We start from the raw sequence: 20,605 nt of genomic DNA, 5'->3' as shown, positions 1-20,605 counted from the left end.
CGAAATGTTCTGGCGACGGACTGCCGGAGAAGGGCTATAGTGTTCATATGATTACCGTTCTCGTACGCGTGACCCACGGGCCCGAGGCCCTGGCCGCCACCTTGAGTGCCCTTGTCCCCGCCGTGGCCGAAGGCTTGATCGGTGATGCCGTGATCCTAGTGGACAGGCAGGACGAAGTCTTGGCGAAGGTTGCTGATGCCGCCGGCGCAACCCTTGTGGTGGCCGAGCGCGGCTCCTGGGCCGAGGGCGCGCGAGCGGCGCGGTGCGACTGGCTCCTGTGCCTCGATGATGGTGACATTCCGCAGGAAGGCTGGATCCGGGTGCTCGACCGGTTCGTGGCCCTGTCCAAGCCGGAGCAGGGGCTTGCCCGGATGCGGCGTCGGCGGGCAGGCGTGGCGCGTGCTCTCACCAATCTGTTTGCGGATGTGAAGGTACGGGCCGGCGATCTTGTTCACCGCCGGGTGCTGCTGAACGAGGTAAGGGCCCGCATGCCCGTGCGGCTCTCTGCCACCATCGAGCGCGATCCGGTGTTCGGCTGAGCCGCCCATGAACGATTCTCCGCCTGCACACGTGTTCTGCGACGATGCCGAACTCGGCTACGAGCGCAGCCGGACGCGCTTCACCTCCGGCGAAGGGCTCGTCCTCGATGAGACCTACCGGCTTGCCCATCTGCCGCTCGTGGCACCGGATCATCCGCGTGTGATCAGGACGCGGGAGGGCTCGTCCTACGTGATGGGCCGGCATGAGAGGGTGTTTTCTCTCGTGCTGCCCATCTCCGGCGATCTGCTGTTCGGATCGCCAGCTTATCGCGCGTTGAACGAGGCCCTGAGAGCGGCGCCGTTCGCCCACAAGATCGCCTGGGATCTGCTCGACAGACGCAAGGACAAGCTGCATGCAACGATCTGCGGCTCGCTCTCGAGCGGAGAGCCGCCTGTTCTTTCCCCGATGCAGCGGCAGGAACTCGTCAAGATCGGGCCGGTCCATGTCGCCCTGCGCGGATTGTTCTCCGGCAATGTGAATCGCGGAAGGCTTTATCTTCGCGCCTATCCTGAAAACCGGAAAGGCGAGAACGTCTTCCGGCACATTCAGCGCAGGTTGGGCTGCCGCGAAACCGATCTCTATGTGGTCGGTCTCTACAATCTCATAGACGATCTCGATGCCGTAGAGACGGCGGCGCTCGCGTCCCTCATTGATCGCTGGTGGGATCGCACGATTTTGCAAATCACCGTCGATCACCTCTGGCTCATGGGAGCATGCGACGATCTTGTCCTCGACTCCACGATCGCTGAGGCGGTGTCGCTCGTGTGAGGCCGAGAACCCGCGTCCTCAGGCCTTGAGCTTGCCTCGCTTCAGGTGCTCGTCCAGGCGCGGCATGATCTCGACGAAATTGCACGGCCGGTGCCGGTAATCGAGCTGATTGGCCAGGATGCCGTCCCAGGCGTCCTTGCAGGCGCCGGGTGAGCCCGGCAGCACGAACACGAAGGTCGTGCCGATCACGCCGGCGGTGGCTCGCGACTGAATCGTCGAGGTGCCGAACTTGTCGTAGGAGATGCGGTGGAAGACGGCGGAAAAGCCTTCCATCCGCTTGTCGAACAGGGGCTCGATGGCCTCCGGCGTCACGTCGCGCCCGGTGAAGCCCGTGCCGCCCGTGGTGATGACCACATCAACCGTGGGATCGGCGATCCAGCCCTGCACCTTGCCGCGGATCGCGTCCACGTCGTCCGTCACGATGGCGCGGTCGGCCAGCTTGTGTCCCGCTTTGATGAGCCGCTCCGCCAGTGTGGCGCCGGATTTGTCCTCCTCCAGCGAACGCGTGTCGGATACGGTCAGCACGGCGATGCCGAGCGGGATGAAAGGGAGCGTTTCGTCGATGCCGGGCATGGGAAGACTCTGATGTAATCGACATCTTTGTAGCCGAGGCGCGAGCCTCCTGCCACCGGTGTCATCCCGGACGGAGCGCAGCGAAGATCCGGGATCGCTTGACGAGAATAGCGCCTAATCGTGGATACGATCCCGGATCGGCTTACGCCGTCCGGGATGACGGTTTTTTCAACGAGCTTAAAGCCTGCTCGCACGGAACGTATCGCAGGCCTGAACCTGTCCGGTCTTCAATCCCGTGGTGAGCCAGCGCATGCGCTGTTCGGAGGAGCCATGGGTGAAGCTGTCCGGCACGACGCGACCCTGTGACTGCTTCTGCAGCCGGTCGTCGCCGATGGCCTCCGCGGCCCGGATGGCCTCCTCAATGTCGCCCTGCTCCAGGGACTGCCAGCGCTGGTTGGAATGATGCGCCCACACGCCGGCAAGGCAGTCGGCCATCAGCTCGACGCGTACGGAGAGCTGGTTGCCTTCCGTCCGGCTGACCTGCTGCTGACGCTCCTGCACGCGGGGCAGGATGCCGAGCACGTTTTCCACATGGTGGCCGACCTCGTGGGCGAGCACATAGGCGTAAGCGAAGTCGCCTCCCGCACGGAAGCGGCTCTGCATTTCTTGGAAGAAGCTGAGGTCAATGTAGATGGTCTGGTCGAGCGGGCAATAGAACGGCCCCATGGCCGATTGCGCGCCGCCGCAGCCGGACCGGGTCTGGCCGGAGAAGAGCACGAGTTTCGGAGCCTGATACTGGCGATTGGCCTGCTGGGGCAGCACGGTGTTCCAGACGTCTTCCGTGTTGCCGAGAATGGCGGAGGCAAAACGGCCCATCTCGTCCTGCGGCGCGCCCTGCCGGCCCTGTTGCTGCTGCTGGTAGCCGGAGCCTCCGCCCGCGATCATCTCGGCGCCGCCGATGAGGATGCGAGGGTCGATACCAAGGGCCCAGCCCACAAGGCCGAGGATTACCATGGCGCCTATTCCGAGCCCTCCGCCGCCCGCCATGCCCATGCCGCGGCGGTCTTCCACATTGGACGAGGTTCGAAAGTCTTGCCAGCGCATCGTTCACCTTCCAGCCGCAGTACGAGCCACTGCAGGAGCTTAAGGCGTAAGCATATGAACCGGTTCCGAAAGGTCGCCTAGTCGCGCCCGTCCAAGGCCCGTCGCAGAGCCTGGAAATCGCGCCAGCCGAGACGCTTCTGCAAGGGCTGGCGCAGCAGATAGGCCGGGTGCAGGGTCGGCAGCGCCTTGATCTCGCGCCCGTCATCGGCCTTGTAGGTGAACCAGCGGCCGCGGGTGCGCAGGATGCCGTCCTTAACGCCGAGCAGGTTCTGGGCGGCGGGCCCGCCGAGGCAGAGCAGGAATTCAGGCGATGCCAGCTCGATCTGCCGCGCGATGAAGGGCTTGCAGATCGCAATTTCCTGGGGCGTCGGCGTACGGTTGCCCGGCGGACGCCAGGGCACGATGTTGGCGACATAGACCTGGGATCGGTCGAGGCCGATGGTGGCGAGCATCCGGTCGAGCAGCTGGCCGGAGCGGCCCATGAAGGGCTTGCCGATCCGGTCCTCGTCGGCGCCGGGCGCCTCGCCCACCAGCATCACCCGGCCTTCCGGGTTGCCGTCGGCAAAAGCGAGGTTCTTGGCGGAGAATTTCAGGGCGCAGCCGTCGAAGCCTGCCAGGATCGCCTCAAGTTCCTCAAGGGATTGCGCGTGGCGGGCCTGCTCGCGGGCGAGGCTTGCCACCTCCTCGGGCGCACTGGCGGCGGCCTTTGGAAGGGCTCGGGGGGAGGGCGCCGGCTGAGCGGGAGGAGCTTTGGGGGCCTGAGGCTTGGCGGCTTCCGCCTTGGGTTCCGCGAAGCGATTATGCGGGGTCTCGTCGAGCGCGAGATCGACGCCTGCCTCGACATGGAAGTCGAGCAGCGCCTGAAGAGCATCGCGATCAGAGGGGAGATCCTGCATGATCCGTATGTAAGCATTCCAGGGGCTGTGGACAACTCAAGCCCGCAAAGAACCCAAGGGATCTTATTCTCTTAAGAAATCAGGTCGAAGAGGGTCGGGCTCTCGTCGCGTCTGGCACCCTCGATGGCAAGGAGGCGGAGCTTGGTCGAGGCGCCGCCATTGGCCGAGAAACCTCCGAGCTTGCCGTCCGCCGCGACGACCCGATGGCACGGCACGATGACGGCAAACGGATTGCGCCCAAGGGACTGGCCGACCGCCCGGGCGTTGTCGATGCCGAGGCGCGATGCAACCTCGCCATAGGTCAGCACCCGGCCCGGTGGAATGCTGCGAGCCACTTCGTAAACGCGGCGGTCGAAGTCCGACACTCCGTTCATGTCCAGCGGCACGGCGGACAGACTGCGCGCCTCACCCTGAAGCAGAGCCGTCACATCAGCGATGATGCGCTGGATGTCCGAGGGCGGCGAGGTCTCGACAATACCTGGAAACCGCTTGGCGATGCGGTTGCGGGTGCTGGATGGATCGTCCTCGGGAAGCTGAAAGCCAGTCACGCCACGCTCGTTCCACGCCAGCCCGCAGAGGCCGATGGCTGTCTCGAACAGCGTATAGAACGCCGTATGGGTGGACGGATGGTCCTGCATGCTCCTTTGTAAACCTCCCATCCTTGCCGAACAACTGCTTGGTTCATCGGGTCGGTTGCGCAGGGCAAAGGCGTTTATTGTGTTTCCGCATAACCTTATGCGGAAAGAGAACTTCCAGCCTTGTTCCAATGAAGCTAGGACAATGTCTTGATTAGAATGGCTTGAGAATTCGAGCAGATTGTTCATATGTAAACGATCTGTCTCTTCAATCGCTAAAGCCGCGTACCAGGAGGAAAATTGATGTCCGATCTGCCCGCTCGTGAATCGATGGAATTCGACGTCGTCGTCGTGGGCGCGGGTCCCGCAGGCTTGGCCACTGCCATCCGGCTCAAGCAGCAGGCTGCCGAGGCGGGCTCAGACATTTCCGTCGTGGTGGTGGAGAAGGGCTCCGAAGTCGGCGCGCATATCCTGTCCGGCGCCGTGATCGACCCGATCGGGCTCGACGGCCTCCTGCCCGAGTGGCGCTCCGATCCGGACCGCCCACTCAAGACCGAGGTCACGGCCGACCAGTTCATGTATCTGGGCCATGCCGGCGGCGTGGTCCTGCCCAACATGTTCATGCCCAAGCTCATGAACAACCACGGCAACTACATCGGCTCGCTCGGCAACGTCGCCCGCTATCTCGGCCGCAAGGCCGAGGAACTCGGCGTCGAGATCTATCCGGGCTTCCCGGCCGCCGAGGTGCTGATCGAGGACGGCAAGGTGGTGGGCGTGGCCACCGGCGACATGGGCATCAGCCGCAACGGCGAGCCCAACGCCAACTTCACCCGCGGCATGGAGCTGCGCGCCAAGTACACGATCTTCGGCGAGGGCGCCCGCGGCTCGCTCACCAAGCAGATGGTCGAGCGGTTCGGCCTGAATGCGGGCAAGGATCACCAGAAATACGGCATCGGCATCAAGGAGCTGTGGCAGGTCAAGCCCGAGCAGTTCCGGCCGGGCCTCGTGCGCCATTCCATGGGCTGGCCGCTGCCGAACAATTCAGGCGGCGGCTCCTGGCTCTATCACTTCGACGATAATCTCGTGTCCGTCGGCTTCGTGGTGCACCTCAACTACAAGAACCCGACCCTGTCGCCCTTCGACGAGTTCCAGCGCTTCAAGACGCACCCGATGGTGCGCGACGTGTTCGAGGGCGGAAAGCGCATCGGCTACGGCGCGCGCGCCATCATGGAAGGCGGCTGGCAGTCGGTGCCGCGCCTTTCGTTCCCGGGCGGCTGCCTCGTGGGCGACTCGGCGGGCTTCGTCAACGTGCCGCGCATCAAAGGCAGCCACAACGCGATCCTGTCGGGCATGCTCTGCGCCGATCACGTGTTCGCGGCACTTCAGGCGGGACGGGCGCATGATGAGGTCGCTTCTTATGAGGAATCCTGGCGTTCCTCGCCCATCGGCTACGACCTCAAGCGCGTGCGCAACGTGAAGCCGCTCTGGTCGAAATACGGCACGACGGCCGGCGTGGCCTTGGGTGGCCTCGACATGTGGCTGACCGAGATCTTCAACTGGTCGCCCTTCGGCACCATGAGCCACGGCAAGCCCGACCACGAATGCCTGCTCCCGCTCTCCCAGGTAAAGCCGATCAAGTACGACAAGCCCGACGGGGTGCTCACCTTCGACAAGCTGTCCTCGGTGTTCCTGTCCAACACCAACCACGAGGAGGACCAGCCGGTCCATCTCAAGGTCAAGGACATGGGCCTGCAGAAAGGCTCCGAGCACGATGTGTTCGGTGGCCCGTCGCAGCGCTACTGCCCGGCGGGGGTCTATGAGTGGGTCGAAGGCGAGGGGGGTGTGCGCTACCAGATCAACGCCCAGAACTGCGTCCACTGCAAAACCTGCGACATCAAGGATCCCAACCAAAACATCAACTGGGTGACGCCCGAGGGCGGTGGCGGGCCGAACTATGTGAATATGTGAGGCTTAACCGTACCTCTGTCATTCCGAGCCGTGGAGCGGAGCCCGGAATCCATAACCGCTGACAATGCAGAATAGAACGGGAGCTACTGCTCTCTTTCCTGAGGCGTCGTGCTTATGGATTCCGGGCTCGACCTATGGTTGCCCCGGAATGACAGGGCGCTTCTAATCCTACCCCCTCACGAGGCTTTTACGCCCCAGCGGCAATTGTCCCCTTGCGGCGTCCCGAGGGAGGCGCCATTCTCCGGCCTGATTTGGCGCACATCTCCCTCTGATGAGATGCTGCGATGATTGGAGCCGCGCTTCGTGCCCACCTTGAAAATTTTGAAGTCCCGCAAGGGCTTGCCTGCCCTGATCCTGATGGCGGCCACCATGCTGGCCTCTCCTGCTGCCGTAGCCAATGCCGCCGGGGATGACGTTCTGCAGCCTGCTCAGAGCCTTGAGGGCAATTTCCTGTCGGCCTATGTGGCGGGTTCGGCGCGGGACACGGAGGCTGCAACGCTCTTCTTCCGCCAGGCCATCCAGGACGATCCTCGCAACCAGGAGCTTCTGGAGCGCGCCTTCGTGGCCTTCCTGGCCAACGGCTCCATGCCGGACGCAATCCGGGCGGCGGAGCGCCTTTCGACGCAGGACGGCTCGAACAACCTCGCTCAGTTCGCCCTCAGCGTGCGTGCCATCAAGACCCAGAAATATGCCGATGCCCGGGCCCGGCTCTCCAAGAGCATCCGTGGCCGTCAGGCGGATCTCACGGCGACGCTTCTCTCCGCCTGGACCTTCGCCGGCTCCAAGGACGGCAAGCAGGCGCTCGCCACCGTCGACAAGCTCAAGAACGAGCGCGCCTTCGACCAGTTCCGCGAGTACCATGCTGCCCTCATCGCCGACGTGACCGGCAATGCGGCCGAGGCGGAGAAGCGCTTCAAGGCGGCCTATGAGGGCGAGCGCAACACCCTGCAGGTTGTCGATGCCTATGGTCGCTTCCTCGCCAAGCGCGGTCGCAAGGACGAAGCCCTGAAGGTCTACAAGGCGTTCGACGAGGCGGCGCCGCGCCATCCGATCGTGCGCTCCGCCATGAAGGCGCTTGAGGAGGGCAAGCCCCTCATGCCGCTCGTGAACAACGCGCAGGACGGAGCGGCGGAGCTACTCTACGGCCTCGGCGTGGTGGGCAACTCCCAGGGCGACGAGCTGACCGCCATCATCTATCTGCGCCTCGGCCTCGATCTCAAGCCGGATCACCCGCTGGCCCTCGTGACCCTTGGGGACGTCTACGAGCGTCTGAAGCAGTACGACAACGCCAATGCGATCTTCGCGCGGATCCCCAAAGACTCGCCGATCCGCACGAGCGCCGACATCTCCATTGGGCACAATTACGAACTGATGGGCCGCGGCGAGGATGCCATCGCGCATCTCGAGAAGCTCATGAAGGAGCACCCCGAGGACGTGGACGTGGTCATGGCGCTCGGCAACGTGCAGCGCTCGCGCAAGAAGTTCGCGGAAGCGGCCGAAACCTACACCAAGGCCATCAACCTCGTCGGCCAGCCCGAGCGCGGCCACTGGATCCTGTTCTTCTACCGCGGCTCGTCCTACGAGCGCTCGAAGCAGTGGGACAAGGGCGAGGCCGATCTGAAGAAGGCCCTGGAGCTGGTTCCCGAGACCCTGAATGCCGCCCGCGCCCAGGTGATGAACTACCTCGCCTATTCCTGGGTCGACCAGAACATGAATATCGACGAGGCGTTCAAGATGCTCACCAAGGCCGTCGAGCTCGCGCCCCGCGACGGCATGATCATCGACTCCCTGGGCTGGGCCTATTACCGCATGGGCCGCTACGAGGACGCCGTGCGCGAGCTCGAAAAGGCCGTGGAGCTGAAGCCGGGCGACTCCACCATCAACGACCACCTTGGCGATGCCTATTGGAAGGTCGGCCGCAAGCTCGAGGCGAAGTTCCAATGGGACCACGCCAAGAACTCGGACCCGGAGCACGAGGAGCTGGTGAAGATCCTCAAGAAGATCGACAACGGCCTCGAAGAGGATCCGAAGCCGGCCGCAGCGGAGAATACCCCTGTGCCTCAGGCGGAGGCGCCGAAGCAGAACGGCGGGTAAGGTCGTCTTCTCTCTACACCTACTTCTACGTCATGGCCGGGCTCGTCCCGGCCATCCACGTTTTTGAACCCCATGCATGAAGACCTGGATGCCCGGCACAAGGCCGGGCATGACGGCAGAAGCCGCTCTTCCCATCCGCGCCTCTCTCGGGCATGGAAACGCCATGCCTCAGCCGCTTGCCACCCGCGCGCCCGCCAAGATCAACCTGACGCTCCACGTGCTCGGGCGCCGGGCCGACGGCTATCATGAGCTGGAAAGCCTCGTGGTGTTCGCCGGAACAGGCGACGACCTGCGGCTTGAGCCAGGCGGAACTCTGGCTCTCGCGGTGACTGGCCCGACGGCTCCGCTCGCCGGGAACCATGCCGACAACCTCGTGATGAAGGCGGCCCGCCTTCTCGCGGAGCGCGTCAGCGGCCTGAAGGTCGGCACCTTCTGTCTGACGAAGCGCCTCCCGGTGGCAGCCGGGATTGGCGGCGGCTCGTCCGATGCCGCCGCGGCGCTTCGGCTCTTAGGCCGCCTCAACAGCCTGCCGCTGTCGCATCCAGCCCTGCGGGAGGCGGCCCGCCTCACGGGAGCCGATGTGCCCGTGTGCCTCGAACCGAGAGCCCAGATGATGCGGGGCGCGGGGGAGGACCTGGGGCCTGGGCTGAGCCTGCCGCGCCTGTTTGCCGTGCTGGTGAATCCGCGGGTGCCCGTGGAGACGCCGTCCGTGTTCAAGGCGCTGGGCCTGCAGCCGGGGCAGGGGCTGCCTGCCGCTGCCCATCCCGTCCTGGAGGCGCCCTCGCCGGATGCGCTGCTCGCCCTGCTGAAGAACACCCGCAACGACCTTGAGCCGCCGGCGCTCCAGATCCAGCCCGTGATCGGTGAGGCTCTCGGCCTGCTGCGCGCAACGGACGGCTGCCGCTTGGTGCGCATGTCCGGCTCTGGCGCGACGGTGTTCGGGCTTTACGACGATTGCGATGCGGCCGCCAGGGCGGCACGGCAGTTCCGCCGCCTGCGCCCTAACTGGTGGGTCAAGGCGACGAGCTTGCGGTGATCGAACCCTTCAATGTCATCCCGGGACTTGTTCTGGTGATCTCCGTCATTCATCCCTCTAACCTCATCCTGAGGAGGTCGCGCAGCGACCGTCTCGAAGGAGGCTCCAGTGCTCTCTGGAGCCTCCTTCGAGACGCAGCCTGACGGCTGCTCCCCAGGATGAGGGCTGAGTTAAGCGAGGCATCGATAGCCGGATTAAGTCAGGCCCCCGCTCAATGGGCGCGGGCGATGCAGAAATCAACCGCATTGAGCAGCGCCTGCTTCATGGGGCCTGACGGGAACAGCGCCAGCGCGTCGCGGGCCATGGCGCCGTAATGGCGGGCGCGCTCAACCGTATCCTCGAGCGCCCGGTGGCGGCGCATGATGGCGACGGCCTGTTCGAGGTCCTTGTCCTCGATCTCGCCCTGCTCGAGCACCCGCTTCCAGAAGGCGCGCTCCTCGTCCGTGCCGCGGCGGAAGGAGAGGACCACGGGAAGGGTGATCTTGCCCTCGCGGAAATCGTCGCCGACGTTCTTGCCCAGCGTCGCGGCCTTGCCGCCGTAATCGAGGGCATCGTCCACGAGCTGGAACGCGATGCCGAGATTCATCCCGTAGGAGCGGCAGGCAGCCTGCTCGGCCTTGGGGCGTCCGGCAATGACGGGACCGACCTCGCAGGCGGCGGCAAAGAGCTCGGCCGTCTTGCCGCGGATGACCGCCAGATACTCGTCTTCCGTTGTCTCGGTGTTCTTGGCGGCGGCGAGCTGCATCACCTCGCCCTCGGCGATCACGGTCGCGGCGGCGGAGAGGATATCGAGCGCCCGCAGCGAGCCCACCTCCACCATCATGCGGAAGGCTTGGCCGAGCAGGAAGTCGCCCACCAGCACGCTCGCCTCGTTGCCCCACTTGATTCGGGCCGCGATCTTGCCGCGGCGCATGTCGCTCTCGTCCACCACGTCGTCGTGGAGGAGGGTGGCGGTGTGCATGAACTCCACGGAAGCCGCGAGCTTCACATGGCCGTCGCCCTGGTAGCCGGAGAGACCGGCGGTGGCCAGCGTCAGCATGGGGCGCAGGCGCTTGCCGCCCGAGGAGATGAGGTGGTTCGCCACCTCTGGGATCATGGTGACCTCGGAGCCCGTGCGCGACAGGATCATCGCATTGACCCGTTCCATGTCGGAGGCCACAAGGGACACAAGCTTCTCGATGCTCGCATTCTTCTCGGGATGCTTGTCTTCGAACGGAACGACGACGCCCACTGTCACGACCCGGGTTGCCGGCGGAAAAAGCCGGTAGGAATATGAACTGGCATGGCACTTTCCATGCTGCAATGCAAACGCTTACCGCAGAGGAAAGGGTCTCAGGCCGATGGTCGAAATCGTCCGAAGCAGCGATCTCGTTCTGGTCGGCTTCCTACAATCTCTCTTGGAAAACGCCAATATCCCGGTTCTGGTGGCGGATAACCACATGAGCGCCCTGGAGGGCATGATCGGCGCCTTCCCGCGCCGGATCCTGGTGCCTGAAGATCACGCGGCGCAGGCCCGCCGCCTCATTGTCGATGCCGGCCTGGAGGCCGAACTGCGGCATGGCTGAAATCACGCAGGATTTACTGCTCGGCGGGCGCGTGCGCTTGGCCCAGCCTGCCCGAGGCCACCGGGCCGGAACCGATGCGGTGCTGCTCGCCGCCTCCGCCCCCGTGAAGGCCGGTGACGTGGTGGTGGACGTGGGCGCCGCCACCGGGGCGGTCGGGCTGATGGTGGCCGCCCGGGAGGCTGCAGGGCGCTTCGTTTTCGTGGAGCGGGATCCCAACCTCGCGGAACTGTGCCGCAGGAACTGCCGGGAGAGCGGCCTTCGGGCCGATGTCGCCGTCGCCGATGTGCTGGACAGAACCTCGCGCCAGGCGGCTGGCCTGATGGCGGAGAGTGCCGATCTCATTCTCAGCAATCCGCCGTTCCTGGAAGAAGGGCAGGCCCGCATCTCGCCGGACCAGGGTCGGGCGGCCGCCCATGCCCTTCCGGCGGGCGGCCTGGAGGCCTGGCTCAGGGCCTGCACCGGGCTCCTCAGGCCCAAGGGACGGCTGGTGCTGATCCACCGGGCCGACCGGACAGCCGAGTGCCTGGAGATCCTGGGCAAATGGCTCGGCGGGTTGGAACTCCGCTTCGTCCATCCATCTGCCGACAGGCCGGCGATCCGCGTCCTGCTCTCCGGCCTCAAGGGCAGCCGGGCGCCGCTGAGCATCCTGGCGCCCCTGATCCTGAATGGTCCCGACGGGCGCTTTACCCCGGAAGCCGAGGCGCTGCACCGGGGCGAGGCAACTCTTCTATGAAAAAGGGCGCCTTTCGGCGCCCTTGGGTTCAGTAGCGATAGACATGCCGTGCGACGGGGCGTTGCACCGTGCGGCAGACCTCGACCGGACGACGGGTCCAGCCGTAGTTCGTCCAGACCCGCCGCCGCTCCACCCAGCAGCGCCGGGCCGTGCGGACCGGGCGATAGATCGGCGCAGGCCGGTAAGCCCGATAGGGGCGGTAGGCCCGGTAGGGGGTGCCGATCTGAACGCTGATCACCGGACGGGGGCGGACATAGCGGCGCTCGATTACGGGATGATAGCCGTATCCGTAGTCCCGGTAATAGGGCTGGGCCTCGACCGGTTGCGCCGAGAAGGCACCGAAGCCAAGAGTCACGAGGCCAAGAAGGCCGAACATCAGCTTACGCATTGTTTTCTCCTCACCTCTGCCCGACGTTGGGGCAGGGCTGTTCTCCATGGTGAGGTTTCTAGACGATCTTAGCTGAACGGAGGCCGACGAATTCCCTAACGGGATGTTCATCTTGGGAAGCCGGGCCGTGCACCCTACATAGACGCTATGGCTCAATCATCTCTCCTTTCCATGCTCCCCGCGCGCCTCCAGTTCCTCCTCCCAGCCAAGTACCGCGCCACCTCCAGCCCCGTCGTGCCCGTGGTGCGCCTGTCCGGGCCCATCGGCGCGGTGATGCCCCTGCGCTCAGGGCTTGCCATGTCGAGCGTGGCGCCCCTGCTGGAGCGGGCCTTCTCGGTGCCGGGCGCGAAGGCCGTGGCCCTCGTGATCAACTCGCCGGGTGGCTCGGCGGCGCAGTCCCACCTGATCTTCCGGCGCATCCGCAGTCTCTCCGAGGAGAAGAAGCTCCCCGTCATCGCCTTCGTGGAGGATGCGGCGGCCTCCGGCGGCTACATGATCGCCTGCGCGGCGGACGAGATCTATGCCGATCCGGCCTCCATCGTGGGCTCCATCGGGGTGGTGTCCGCAAGCTTCGGCTTCCACGAGCTGATCGAGCGCCTGGGCATCGAGCGGCGGGTGCACACCGCCGGCAAGAGCAAGGCCATGCTCGACCCATTCCGCCCCGAGAATCCTGACGACGTGATCCGTCTGAAGGGGCTTCAGGTGAAGATCCACGATGTCTTCGTCGATCTCGTGAAGGAGCGTCGGGGCGAAAAGCTCAACGACTCCTATGACGATCTCTTCTCCGGCGCCTTCTGGGTTGGGGCGGAGGCTGTGGATCTCGGCCTCGTCGACGGCCTCGGCGACATCCGCTCCGTCATGCGCCAGCGCTTCGGCGACAAAGTGCGGTTCCGCATGGTTGAGCCCGCCCGCCGGCCGCTCCTGGGCCGCCTGCTGGGCCGCCGCCCCATCGGCGACATCAGCCTCATCGATCCGGGCGAGATCGTCGGCACCCTGGAGGAGAGGGCTGCCTGGGCGCGGCTGGGGCTTTAGCACCCCAACGCTTGACTTGAAGCGCCCGTCATCCCAAGGGTTCGCTTGAAATTTTGGATGAAACCGGACGCCGATATGACGAGCGAACCCGCGCATATGAACCCTGCGCGCTCTTTCCAGGGCCTGATCCTCACGCTCCAGCGCTATTGGGCCGAACAGGGCTGCGTGATCCTCCAGCCCTACGACATGGAGGTGGGTGCCGGCACCTTTCATCCCGCCACGACCCTGCGGGCCCTTGGCCCGAAATCCTGGCGTGCGGCTTACGTGCAGCCCTCCCGCCGCCCGAAGGATGGGCGTTATGGCGAGAACCCGAACCGGCTCCAGCACTACTACCAGTTCCAGGTCATCCTGAAGCCGAACCCGCCGAACCTACAGGAGCTCTATCTCGGCTCGCTCAAGGCCATCGGCATCGACACCTCGCTCCATGACATCCGCTTCGTCGAGGACGATTGGGAAAGCCCGACGCTCGGCGCCTGGGGCCTCGGCTGGGAATGCTGGTGCGACGGCATGGAGGTCTCGCAGTTCACCTATTTCCAGCAGGTGGCGGGCTTCGAGTGCTCACCCGTCGCGGGCGAGCTGACCTACGGACTCGAGCGCCTCGCCATGTACCTGCAGGGCGTGGAGTCGATCTACGATCTCAACTTCAACGGCCTTGAGGGCGTCGAGAAGGTCACCTACGGCGACGTGTTCCTGCAGGCAGAGCAGGAATATTCCCGCCACAACTTCGAGCATGCCGACACGGAGATGCTGTTCCGCCACTTCCGCGACGCGGAAGCCGCCTGCCGCAAGTATCTGGAAGCCGGCGAGCCGAAGCCGGGTACCAACGACCAGCGCCACCTGATGGCGCTTCCGGCCTACGACCAGTGCATCAAGGCCAGCCACATGTTCAACCTGCTCGACGCCCGCGGCGTGATCTCCGTCACCGAGCGCCAGAGCTACATCCTGCGTGTCCGTGAATTGGCGAAAGCCTGCGGCGCCGCATGGCTGAAGACCGAGGGCGGAGGCGTGGCGGCCTGACCGCTGCGCCCCATCCGAATCCCTCTCTCCAATTTCAAAGCTTTCCCATGCCCGATCTCCTCCTCGAACTCTTTTCCGAAGAAATCCCGGCCCGCATGCAGCGCCGTGCGGCGGAGGATCTGAAGAAGCTCGTCACCGATGCGCTCGTGGAGCGCGGCTTCCTCTATGAGGGCGCCAAGGCTTTTGCGACGCCGCGCCGTCTGGCGCTGCACATCGCGGGCCTGCCCGTGAAGGGGCAGGACGTGCGCGAGGAGCGCAAAGGCCCGCGCGTCGGTTCGCCCGATGCGGCGATCCAGGGCTTCCTGAAAGGGGCGGGGCTTGCGTCCATCGAGCAGGCGAAGATCGAGAGCGATCCGAAGAAGGGCGAGTTCTACGTTGCCATCATCGAGAAGCCCGGCCGCTCGACGCCGGACGTGCTGGCCGAGATCCTGCCCGGCATCATCAAGACTTTCCCCTGGCCGAAATCCATGCGCTGGGGCGCGGCCTCTCGCGAGCCCGGCTCGCTCCGCTGGGTGCGTCCGCTCCATTCCATCGTCTGCACCTTCGGGCCCGAGACCGAGGATCCGGAGGTGGTGCGCTTCGATGTCGACGGGATCGGCTCTGGCGACGTCACGAAGGGCCACCGCTTCCTCGCCCCGGACGAGATCCGCGTGAAGCGCTTCGACGATTACGCGCCGGCCCTTGAGCGCGCGAAGGTCGTGATCGACACCGATCGCCGCAAGGACATGATCCTGCACGACGCCAAGGACCTCGCCTTCGCGCAGGGCCTCGAACTCGTCGAGGACGAGGCCCTGCTGGAAGAGGTCGCCGGTCTCGTGGAATGGCCCGTGGTGCTCATGGGCTCCTTCGATGAGGCGTTCCTCGATATCCCCCCGGAGGTGATCCGCACCACGATCCGGGCGAACCAGAAATGCTTCGTGCTGCGCGATCCGAACACCGGCAAGCTCGCCAACAAGTTCCTGCTGACCTCGAACCTCATCGCCAGCGACGGCGGCAAGACTATTGTCGGCGGCAACGAGCGCGTGGTGCGCGCGCGTCTCTCCGACGCGAACTTCTTCTGGAAGACGGACCAGCAGGTGAAGCTGGAAGACCGTCTGGAGAAGCTGAAAGCAATCGTGTTCCACGAGAAGCTCGGCACGCAATACGAGCGCGTGGAGCGGATCGCGGCGCTCTCCAAGGTGCTTGCTATTGGGGTTGGTGCCGATCCTGCGCTTGCCGAGCGAGGCGCGCGCCTCGCCAAGGCGGATCTCGTTACCGAAATGGTGGGTGAGTTCCCCGAGCTGCAGGGCCTCATGGGCCGCTATTACGCGATGCTGCAGGGCGAGCACACTTCCGTCGCGGCCGCCATCGAGGAGCATTACAAGCCGCTCGGCCCCTCCGACCGAGTGCCGACCGATCCGGTATCGGTAGTCGTAGCGCTCGCCGACAAGATCGACACGCTCGTGGGCTTCTGGGCCATCGACGAGAAGCCGACGGGATCAAAGGATCCGTACGCGCTCCGTCGTGCGGCATTGGGTGTGATCAGATTGGTGCTTGAGAATAGCATCCGTATCGAACTGTCCGCGCTTATACGCATGGCAACTGAGAATGCTGCGAAGCAAATTAGATCGAGACCAAATGCCCTTGTGCTACTGGGGCAGGATCCCGACCCAACCAATGCAGATCCACACGAGATCGACGAATTCCTTGACGTTGATATGAGAGTAGTGATCGCCGATCAGCGTTCGCTGCGATTAGAACAAGGGGAACTGCGAGCGGATCTCAATCCTAAAGACTACACGACCCTTCATGTTGGACCGAAATCTCGAGCTGATCTCCTTTCCTTCTTCGCCGACCGCCTGAAAGTCTATCTCCGCGACCAGGGCGCCCGTCACGATCTCATCGACGCCGTGTTCGCCCTCGAAGGCCAGGACGACCTGCTCATGATCGTCCGTCGCGTCGAAGCACTCGGCCGCTTCCTCGATACGGAAGACGGCAAAAACCTCCTCGCCGGCTATCGCCGCGCGGCCAACATCCTGCGCATCGAAGAGAAGAAGGACGGGCGGGCCTACAACGAGCAGCCCGATCTCCAGATCGTAAACGACCAGGGGCAGATCGAGGAGAAGGCTTTGGCCGTGGTTCTCGACGGCGCCAAGCGCGAGGCCGCTGCCGCCGTCGAGGCGGAGGATTTCGAGGGGGCGATGCGCGCCCTGTCGCGCCTGCGCCAGCCCGTGGACGCCTTCTTCGACAAGGTGACGGTGAACGCCGAGGACCCGGCACTCCGGGCGAACCGCCTGCGGCTCCTCAACAGCATACGCGAGGCGACCCGCACGGTGGCGGATTTCTCCCGGATCGAGGGATAGCCAGCGTCCGGCAAACCGCGAGGGTTGCACCACGCGCATGGGGCAGCCCTCGGGGGTTAATTCAGGTTAAGGTGTTGCCTGGGAGGCACAGCCAACCGGCCCCCCAGGCTCTAGGTAGGCGGCAACCGATTCCATTCAGAAGACCGATGATGATTCGACGCCTCCTGATCGCTGCTCTCCTGAGCGTGCCGCTGGCTGCCTGCCAGACCGCCCAACAGCCCGTCGCCACGGTGGACGACGACAATTGGTATGTGGGCTCGATCCCGGATCAGCCGCACAACATCCCGCTGGTCGACCGCCGCAAGATGGATGCCAAGTACGCCCGCCAGACGGTGGAGTACAAGGGGCCCGAGAAGCCGGGCTCCATCGTGGTCGATATCGACGAGCGCATGCTCTACCTCGTCCAGCCCGAGGGCAAGGCGATCCGCTACGGCGTCGGCGTCGGCAAGCAGGGCTTCTCCTGGCGCGGCATCGCCACCGTAGGCCGCAAGGGCGTGTGGCCCAACTGGTCGCCCACCAAGACCATGGTCGGCATCAAGCCGGATCTGCCCCGCTACGTAGAGGCTGGCCTGGACAACCCGCTCGGCGCCCGCGCTCTCTACCTGCACCAGAACGGCGCCGACACGCTCTTCCGCATCCACGGCACCAACGAACCCTGGAGCATCGGTGAGCAGGTCTCCTCGGGCTGCGTGCGCATGCTCAACGAGGACGTGGCCGACCTCTACGAGCGCGTGCCCGTCGGCACCACGGTCTATGTGAAGCGCAACGGGCGGTATCGGGTCTGAGCCCGAGTTCATGAGAGATTACGAAAGGCCGGGCATGTCCCGGCCTTTTTGTTTGCTCTTATCGTCATGGCCGGGCTCGTCCCGGCCATCCACGGCTTGAGCCGGGTTGAAGACGTGGGTCCCCGGAACAAGTCCGGGGATGACGGGGAGGAAAAGAGCCCCAGGCTACCCTAAGGTCTACCCGCCAGAAAAATCCGGAACCGTGGCTGTTCAGCTTGCGTTTGGGCTCCACATGTTTCAAGCCAACACCTGCGCGGCAGCAGGGCGTTTCTTAAGCCAAGGGATCGAGTGATGACGCAGTGGGTCTATACCTTCGGGGACGGTAAGGCCGAGGGCCAGGCGGGGATGAAGAACCTGCTGGGCGGCAAGGGAGCCAATCTCGCCGAGATGTCCAATCTGGGCCTGCCGGTGCCGCCGGGCTTCACCATCACGACGGAAGTCTGCACCTACTATTACGACCACGGCCGCGCCTATCCGGAGGAGCTGAAAGCCCAGGTCGAAAAGGCCTTGGACTATGTCGGCAAGCTCACCGGCCGCACCTTCGGCGACGCCGAGAACCCGCTTCTGGTCTCGGTCCGCTCCGGCGCCCGGGCCTCCATGCCCGGCATGATGGACACGGTGCTCAACCTCGGTCTCAACGACGTCACCGTCGAGGCGCTGGCCAAGGGCGCGGGCGACGAGCGCTTCGCCTACGATTCCTATCGCCGCTTCATCACCATGTATTCCAACGTGGTGCTGGACATCGAGCACCACCATTTCGAGGAGATCCTCGACGAATACAAGGACCGCAAGGGCTACTCGCTCGACACGGACATGACCGCCCAGGACTGGAAAGCCATTCTCCCGCGCTACAAGGCGCTGGTCGAGAAGGAGCTCGGCAGGCCCTTCCCGCAGGAGCCGCAGGAGCAGCTCTGGGGCGCCATCGGGGCCGTGTTCGGCTCCTGGATGAACAACCGCGCCATCAAGTACCGCGAGCTGCACGCCATTCCGGCGAGCTGGGGCACGGCGGTGAACGTGCAGGCAATGGTGTTCGGCAACATGGGCGAGACCTCCGCCACGGGCGTCGCCTTCACCCGCAACCCGTCCACCGGCGAGAGCGAGCTCTATGGCGAGTTCCTCATCAACGCCCAGGGCGAGGACGTGGTGGCGGGCATCCGCACGCCGCAGGACATCACCGAGAAGGCGCGCATCGCCTCGGGCTCCGACAAGCCCTCCATGGAGCGCGCCATGCCGGACGCCTACAACGAGCTGGTGCGCATCTACGGCATTCTCGAGAAGCACTACCGTGACATGCAGGACATGGAATTCACGGTGGAGACGGGCAAGCTCTGGATGCTCCAGACCCGCAACGGCAAGCGCACGGCGAAAGCCGCTCTGCGCATCGCCGTGGAGCTGGCATCCGAGGGACTGATCACGCAGGAGGAGGCCGTCACGCGCGTGGAGCCGGCGGCGCTCGACCAGCTCCTGCATCCCACCATCGACCCTAAGGCCGAGCGCAAGATCCTGGCCACGGGCCTTCCGGCTTCTCCCGGCGCCGCCTCGGGCGCGATCGTGTTCAATTCGGACGATGCGGAAGCGGCCAAGAAGGCCGGCCACAAGGTCATCCTCGTGCGCGTCGAGACTTCACCTGAGGACATCCACGGCATGCATGCGGCCGAGGGCATCCTGACCACCCGCGGCGGCATGACCTCGCACGCGGCGGTGGTTGCGCGCGGCATGGGCAAGCCCTGCGTGTCGGGTGCGGGCTCGATCCGCGTGGATTATGCCACCCAGACGCTCACGGTCGCCGGCCAGTCCCTGAAGAAGGGCGAGATCATCACCATCGACGGCTCCAACGGCCAGGTGCTGTTGGGCCAGGTGAAGATGCTGGAGCCGGAGCTGTCGGGCGAGTTCGCGACGCTGATGGGCTGGGCCGACAAGGTGCGCCGCATGAAGGTGCGCGCCAATGCCGAGACGCCGCTCGACGCCAAGACGGCGCGGAGCTTCGGTGCGGAAGGCATCGGTCTGTGCCGCACCGAGCACATGTTCTTCGAGGGTGACCGCATCGTGGCGGTGCGCGAGATGATCCTGTCCGACGACGAGGCGGGCCGCCGCGCGGCGCTCTCCAAGCTGCTGCCGATGCAGCGCAAGGACTTCTCCGAACTGTTCTCGATCATGAGCGGGCTGCCGGTGACGATCCGCCTGCTCGATCCGCCGCTGCACGAGTTCCTGCCGCATTCGGAAGAGGAGATGCAGGAGGTGGCGAAGGCCATGAATGCCTCCGTCGACAAGCTCAGGCACCGCGCCCGCGAGCTGCACGAGTTCAACCCGATGCTCGGCTTCCGCGGCTGCCGTCTGGCGGTGGCCTATCCTGAGATCGCGGAGATGCAGGCGCGCGCCATCTTCGAGGCGGCGGTCGAGGCTGGCAAGACGACAGGTCAGCCCGTCGTGCCCGAGATCATGGTGCCGCTCGTGATGACGAAGCCCGAGCTCGATCTGGTGAAGGAGCGCATCGTCGCCATGGCGGAAGCCGTAAAGGCGGAAAGCGGCGTCGCCATCGAGTATCAGGTCGGCACGATGATCGAACTGCCGCGCGCGGCTTTGCGCGCCGGTGAGATCGCGGAATCGGCGGAGTTCTTCTCCTTCGGCACCAACGATCTCACGCAGACGACGCTCGGCATCTCGCGCGACGATGCGGCCTCGTTCCTCGGGCCTTACACCCAGAAAGGCCTGCTGCCGGCCGACCCGTTCGTCACCATCGATCAGGAAGGTGTCGGCGAACTGGTGAAGCTCGCTGTGGAACGCGGAAAGAAAACGCGGGCCAACATCAAGCTCGGGATCTGCGGTGAGCATGGCGGCGATCCGGCGTCAATCCACTTCTGCGAGGCGACGGGTCTCGATTATGTGTCGTGCTCGCCCTACCGGGTTCCGATCGCGCGCCTTGCCGCCGCGCAGGCGGCGCTCGGGGCCAAAGCTGCGAGCCAGGCGTGATGCCGATGTCCCTGTCGCGCGGGCGCCTGCTCTACATCGCCACGGTGCTGGCTGCCGGCATCGTGATCGGCCTCGTCGTGGCGCCGCGGCCGCACCTGCAGGAACTGGCCGTACCGCCCGCGACCTGGCCCTTCGCCGTGTCGCTGGTGCTCGATCTGATCATCGGCCAGATGGCCGCGCAGGGCAGGGCGGAGCCGCTCACCATGGGCGATCGCTTCGTGGCTGTGCTCGGCGCGGGTCTGATCGTCACGGTCATGATAGCGATGGCGCAATAAGCGC

At 65.0% G+C, this 20,605-nt stretch carries 19 protein-coding genes; 13 read left to right on the top strand and 6 right to left on the bottom strand.

Annotated elements, in window-relative coordinates; translation table 11 throughout:
- Window positions 1-47: 47 nt before the first annotated feature.
- A complete protein-coding gene (locus JQC81_RS17040; RefSeq protein WP_203272981.1) occupies window positions 48-539 on the top strand; it encodes a glycosyltransferase family 2 protein in 492 nt (163 codons plus the stop codon).
- 7 nt (window positions 540-546) lie between these two features.
- A complete protein-coding gene (locus JQC81_RS17035; protein ID WP_203272980.1) occupies window positions 547-1,308 on the top strand; it encodes a hypothetical protein in 762 nt (253 codons plus the stop codon).
- An 18-nt stretch (window positions 1,309-1,326) separates the two neighbouring features.
- Here the strand turns inward: JQC81_RS17035 and moaB are convergent, their stop codons facing one another.
- From moaB to JQC81_RS17015, 4 genes are all read right to left on the bottom strand, one after another.
- Window positions 1,327-1,881, bottom strand: coding sequence for a molybdenum cofactor biosynthesis protein B (moaB, locus tag JQC81_RS17030; RefSeq protein WP_203272979.1), 555 nt, complete (start codon window positions 1,879-1,881; stop codon window positions 1,327-1,329).
- Window positions 1,882-2,058: 177 nt separating this feature from the next.
- Window positions 2,059-2,925: a KPN_02809 family neutral zinc metallopeptidase gene (gene ypfJ, locus JQC81_RS17025; RefSeq protein WP_203272978.1), complete on the bottom strand. Its 867-nt coding sequence runs from the start codon at window positions 2,923-2,925 to the stop codon at window positions 2,059-2,061.
- Window positions 2,926-3,002: 77 nt separating this feature from the next.
- Window positions 3,003-3,821, bottom strand: coding sequence for a uracil-DNA glycosylase (locus tag JQC81_RS17020; protein WP_203272977.1), 819 nt, complete (start codon window positions 3,819-3,821; stop codon window positions 3,003-3,005).
- Between the two features lie 71 nt (window positions 3,822-3,892).
- The gene (locus JQC81_RS17015) at window positions 3,893-4,459 is read right to left on the bottom strand and encodes a methylated-DNA--[protein]-cysteine S-methyltransferase (RefSeq protein ID WP_203272976.1); all 567 of its coding nucleotides are present in this window, start codon (window positions 4,457-4,459) and stop codon (window positions 3,893-3,895) included.
- 240 nt (window positions 4,460-4,699) lie between these two features.
- On the opposite strand from JQC81_RS17015, the gene JQC81_RS17010 reads away from it, so the two are divergent.
- From JQC81_RS17010 to JQC81_RS17000, 3 genes are all read left to right on the top strand, one after another.
- Window positions 4,700-6,364, top strand: coding sequence for an electron transfer flavoprotein-ubiquinone oxidoreductase (locus tag JQC81_RS17010; RefSeq protein WP_203272975.1), 1,665 nt, complete (start codon window positions 4,700-4,702; stop codon window positions 6,362-6,364).
- Window positions 6,365-6,667: 303 nt separating this feature from the next.
- Window positions 6,668-8,458, top strand: a complete 1,791-nt coding sequence (locus JQC81_RS17005; protein ID WP_312887543.1) for a tetratricopeptide repeat protein — start codon at window positions 6,668-6,670, stop codon at window positions 8,456-8,458.
- Window positions 8,459-8,621: 163 nt separating this feature from the next.
- On the top strand, window positions 8,622-9,494 hold the full coding sequence (locus JQC81_RS17000; protein ID WP_203272999.1) for a 4-(cytidine 5'-diphospho)-2-C-methyl-D-erythritol kinase: 873 nt from the start codon (window positions 8,622-8,624) through the stop codon (window positions 9,492-9,494).
- A gap of 211 nt (window positions 9,495-9,705) precedes the next feature.
- On the opposite strand, the gene JQC81_RS16995 is transcribed toward JQC81_RS17000, so the two are convergent.
- Entirely contained in the window at window positions 9,706-10,725 is a 1,020-nt protein-coding gene (locus JQC81_RS16995; protein ID WP_203272998.1) for a polyprenyl synthetase family protein, read from the bottom strand.
- A gap of 109 nt (window positions 10,726-10,834) precedes the next feature.
- On the opposite strand from JQC81_RS16995, the gene JQC81_RS16990 reads away from it, so the two are divergent.
- Both JQC81_RS16990 and JQC81_RS16985 read left to right on the top strand, forming a co-directional pair.
- Window positions 10,835-11,059, top strand: coding sequence for a putative signal transducing protein (locus JQC81_RS16990; protein ID WP_203272974.1), 225 nt, complete (start codon window positions 10,835-10,837; stop codon window positions 11,057-11,059).
- Entirely contained in the window at window positions 11,052-11,792 is a 741-nt protein-coding gene (locus JQC81_RS16985) for a tRNA1(Val) (adenine(37)-N6)-methyltransferase (RefSeq protein ID WP_203272973.1), read from the top strand. The genes JQC81_RS16990 and JQC81_RS16985 overlap by 8 nt, the downstream gene beginning before the upstream one ends.
- 28 nt (window positions 11,793-11,820) lie before the next feature.
- On the opposite strand, the gene JQC81_RS16980 is transcribed toward JQC81_RS16985, so the two are convergent.
- Window positions 11,821-12,180, bottom strand: coding sequence for a hypothetical protein (locus JQC81_RS16980; protein WP_203272972.1), 360 nt, complete (start codon window positions 12,178-12,180; stop codon window positions 11,821-11,823).
- Between the two features lie 147 nt (window positions 12,181-12,327).
- Here JQC81_RS16980 and JQC81_RS16975 point away from each other — a divergent pair, with 147 nt between their 5' ends.
- From JQC81_RS16975 to JQC81_RS16950, 6 genes are all read left to right on the top strand, one after another.
- A complete protein-coding gene (locus JQC81_RS16975) occupies window positions 12,328-13,212 on the top strand; it encodes a S49 family peptidase (protein ID WP_203272971.1) in 885 nt (294 codons plus the stop codon).
- A gap of 75 nt (window positions 13,213-13,287) precedes the next feature.
- Window positions 13,288-14,229: a glycine--tRNA ligase subunit alpha gene (locus JQC81_RS16970; protein WP_203272970.1), complete on the top strand. Its 942-nt coding sequence runs from the start codon at window positions 13,288-13,290 to the stop codon at window positions 14,227-14,229.
- 47 nt (window positions 14,230-14,276) lie between these two features.
- The gene (gene glyS, locus JQC81_RS16965) at window positions 14,277-16,571 is read left to right on the top strand and encodes a glycine--tRNA ligase subunit beta (protein WP_203272969.1); all 2,295 of its coding nucleotides are present in this window, start codon (window positions 14,277-14,279) and stop codon (window positions 16,569-16,571) included.
- Window positions 16,572-16,717: 146 nt separating this feature from the next.
- On the top strand, window positions 16,718-17,356 hold the full coding sequence (locus JQC81_RS16960) for a L,D-transpeptidase (protein ID WP_203272968.1): 639 nt from the start codon (window positions 16,718-16,720) through the stop codon (window positions 17,354-17,356).
- A 291-nt stretch (window positions 17,357-17,647) separates the two neighbouring features.
- Window positions 17,648-20,326, top strand: coding sequence for a pyruvate, phosphate dikinase (gene ppdK / locus JQC81_RS16955; RefSeq protein ID WP_203272967.1), 2,679 nt, complete (start codon window positions 17,648-17,650; stop codon window positions 20,324-20,326).
- The gene (locus JQC81_RS16950; protein ID WP_203272966.1) at window positions 20,323-20,601 is read left to right on the top strand and encodes a hypothetical protein; all 279 of its coding nucleotides are present in this window, start codon (window positions 20,323-20,325) and stop codon (window positions 20,599-20,601) included. Before ppdK ends, JQC81_RS16950 begins: the two co-directional genes overlap by 4 nt.
- Window positions 20,602-20,605 lie beyond the last annotated feature (4 nt).

It is taken from the genome of Microvirga arabica (assembly GCF_016811235.1).
Classification (GTDB): domain Bacteria; phylum Pseudomonadota; class Alphaproteobacteria; order Rhizobiales; family Beijerinckiaceae; genus Microvirga; species Microvirga arabica.
This window is presented reverse-complemented; position numbering and strand designations above follow the sequence as displayed.

What these genes read in the sequence shown, in the direction of transcription:
- JQC81_RS17040 (WP_203272981.1), top strand. Translation starts at nt 48, where the DNA reads ATGATTACCGTTCTCGTACGCGTGACCCACGGGCCCGAGGCCCTGGCC.
- JQC81_RS17035 (WP_203272980.1), top strand. Translation starts at nt 547, where the DNA reads ATGAACGATTCTCCGCCTGCACACGTGTTCTGCGACGATGCCGAACTC.
- moaB (WP_203272979.1), bottom strand. Translation starts at nt 1,881, where the DNA reads ATGCCCGGCATCGACGAAACGCTCCCTTTCATCCCGCTCGGCATCGCC.
- ypfJ (WP_203272978.1), bottom strand. Translation starts at nt 2,925, where the DNA reads ATGCGCTGGCAAGACTTTCGAACCTCGTCCAATGTGGAAGACCGCCGC.
- JQC81_RS17020 (WP_203272977.1), bottom strand. Translation starts at nt 3,821, where the DNA reads ATGCAGGATCTCCCCTCTGATCGCGATGCTCTTCAGGCGCTGCTCGAC.
- JQC81_RS17015 (WP_203272976.1), bottom strand. Translation starts at nt 4,459, where the DNA reads ATGCAGGACCATCCGTCCACCCATACGGCGTTCTATACGCTGTTCGAG.
- JQC81_RS17010 (WP_203272975.1), top strand. Translation starts at nt 4,700, where the DNA reads ATGTCCGATCTGCCCGCTCGTGAATCGATGGAATTCGACGTCGTCGTC.
- JQC81_RS17000 (WP_203272999.1), top strand. Translation starts at nt 8,622, where the DNA reads ATGCCTCAGCCGCTTGCCACCCGCGCGCCCGCCAAGATCAACCTGACG.
- JQC81_RS16990 (WP_203272974.1), top strand. Translation starts at nt 10,835, where the DNA reads ATGGTCGAAATCGTCCGAAGCAGCGATCTCGTTCTGGTCGGCTTCCTA.
- JQC81_RS16985 (WP_203272973.1), top strand. Translation starts at nt 11,052, where the DNA reads ATGGCTGAAATCACGCAGGATTTACTGCTCGGCGGGCGCGTGCGCTTG.
- JQC81_RS16980 (WP_203272972.1), bottom strand. Translation starts at nt 12,180, where the DNA reads ATGCGTAAGCTGATGTTCGGCCTTCTTGGCCTCGTGACTCTTGGCTTC.
- JQC81_RS16975 (WP_203272971.1), top strand. Translation starts at nt 12,328, where the DNA reads ATGGCTCAATCATCTCTCCTTTCCATGCTCCCCGCGCGCCTCCAGTTC.
- JQC81_RS16970 (WP_203272970.1), top strand. Translation starts at nt 13,288, where the DNA reads ATGACGAGCGAACCCGCGCATATGAACCCTGCGCGCTCTTTCCAGGGC.
- glyS (WP_203272969.1), top strand. Translation starts at nt 14,277, where the DNA reads ATGCCCGATCTCCTCCTCGAACTCTTTTCCGAAGAAATCCCGGCCCGC.
- JQC81_RS16960 (WP_203272968.1), top strand. Translation starts at nt 16,718, where the DNA reads ATGATGATTCGACGCCTCCTGATCGCTGCTCTCCTGAGCGTGCCGCTG.
- ppdK (WP_203272967.1), top strand. Translation starts at nt 17,648, where the DNA reads ATGACGCAGTGGGTCTATACCTTCGGGGACGGTAAGGCCGAGGGCCAG.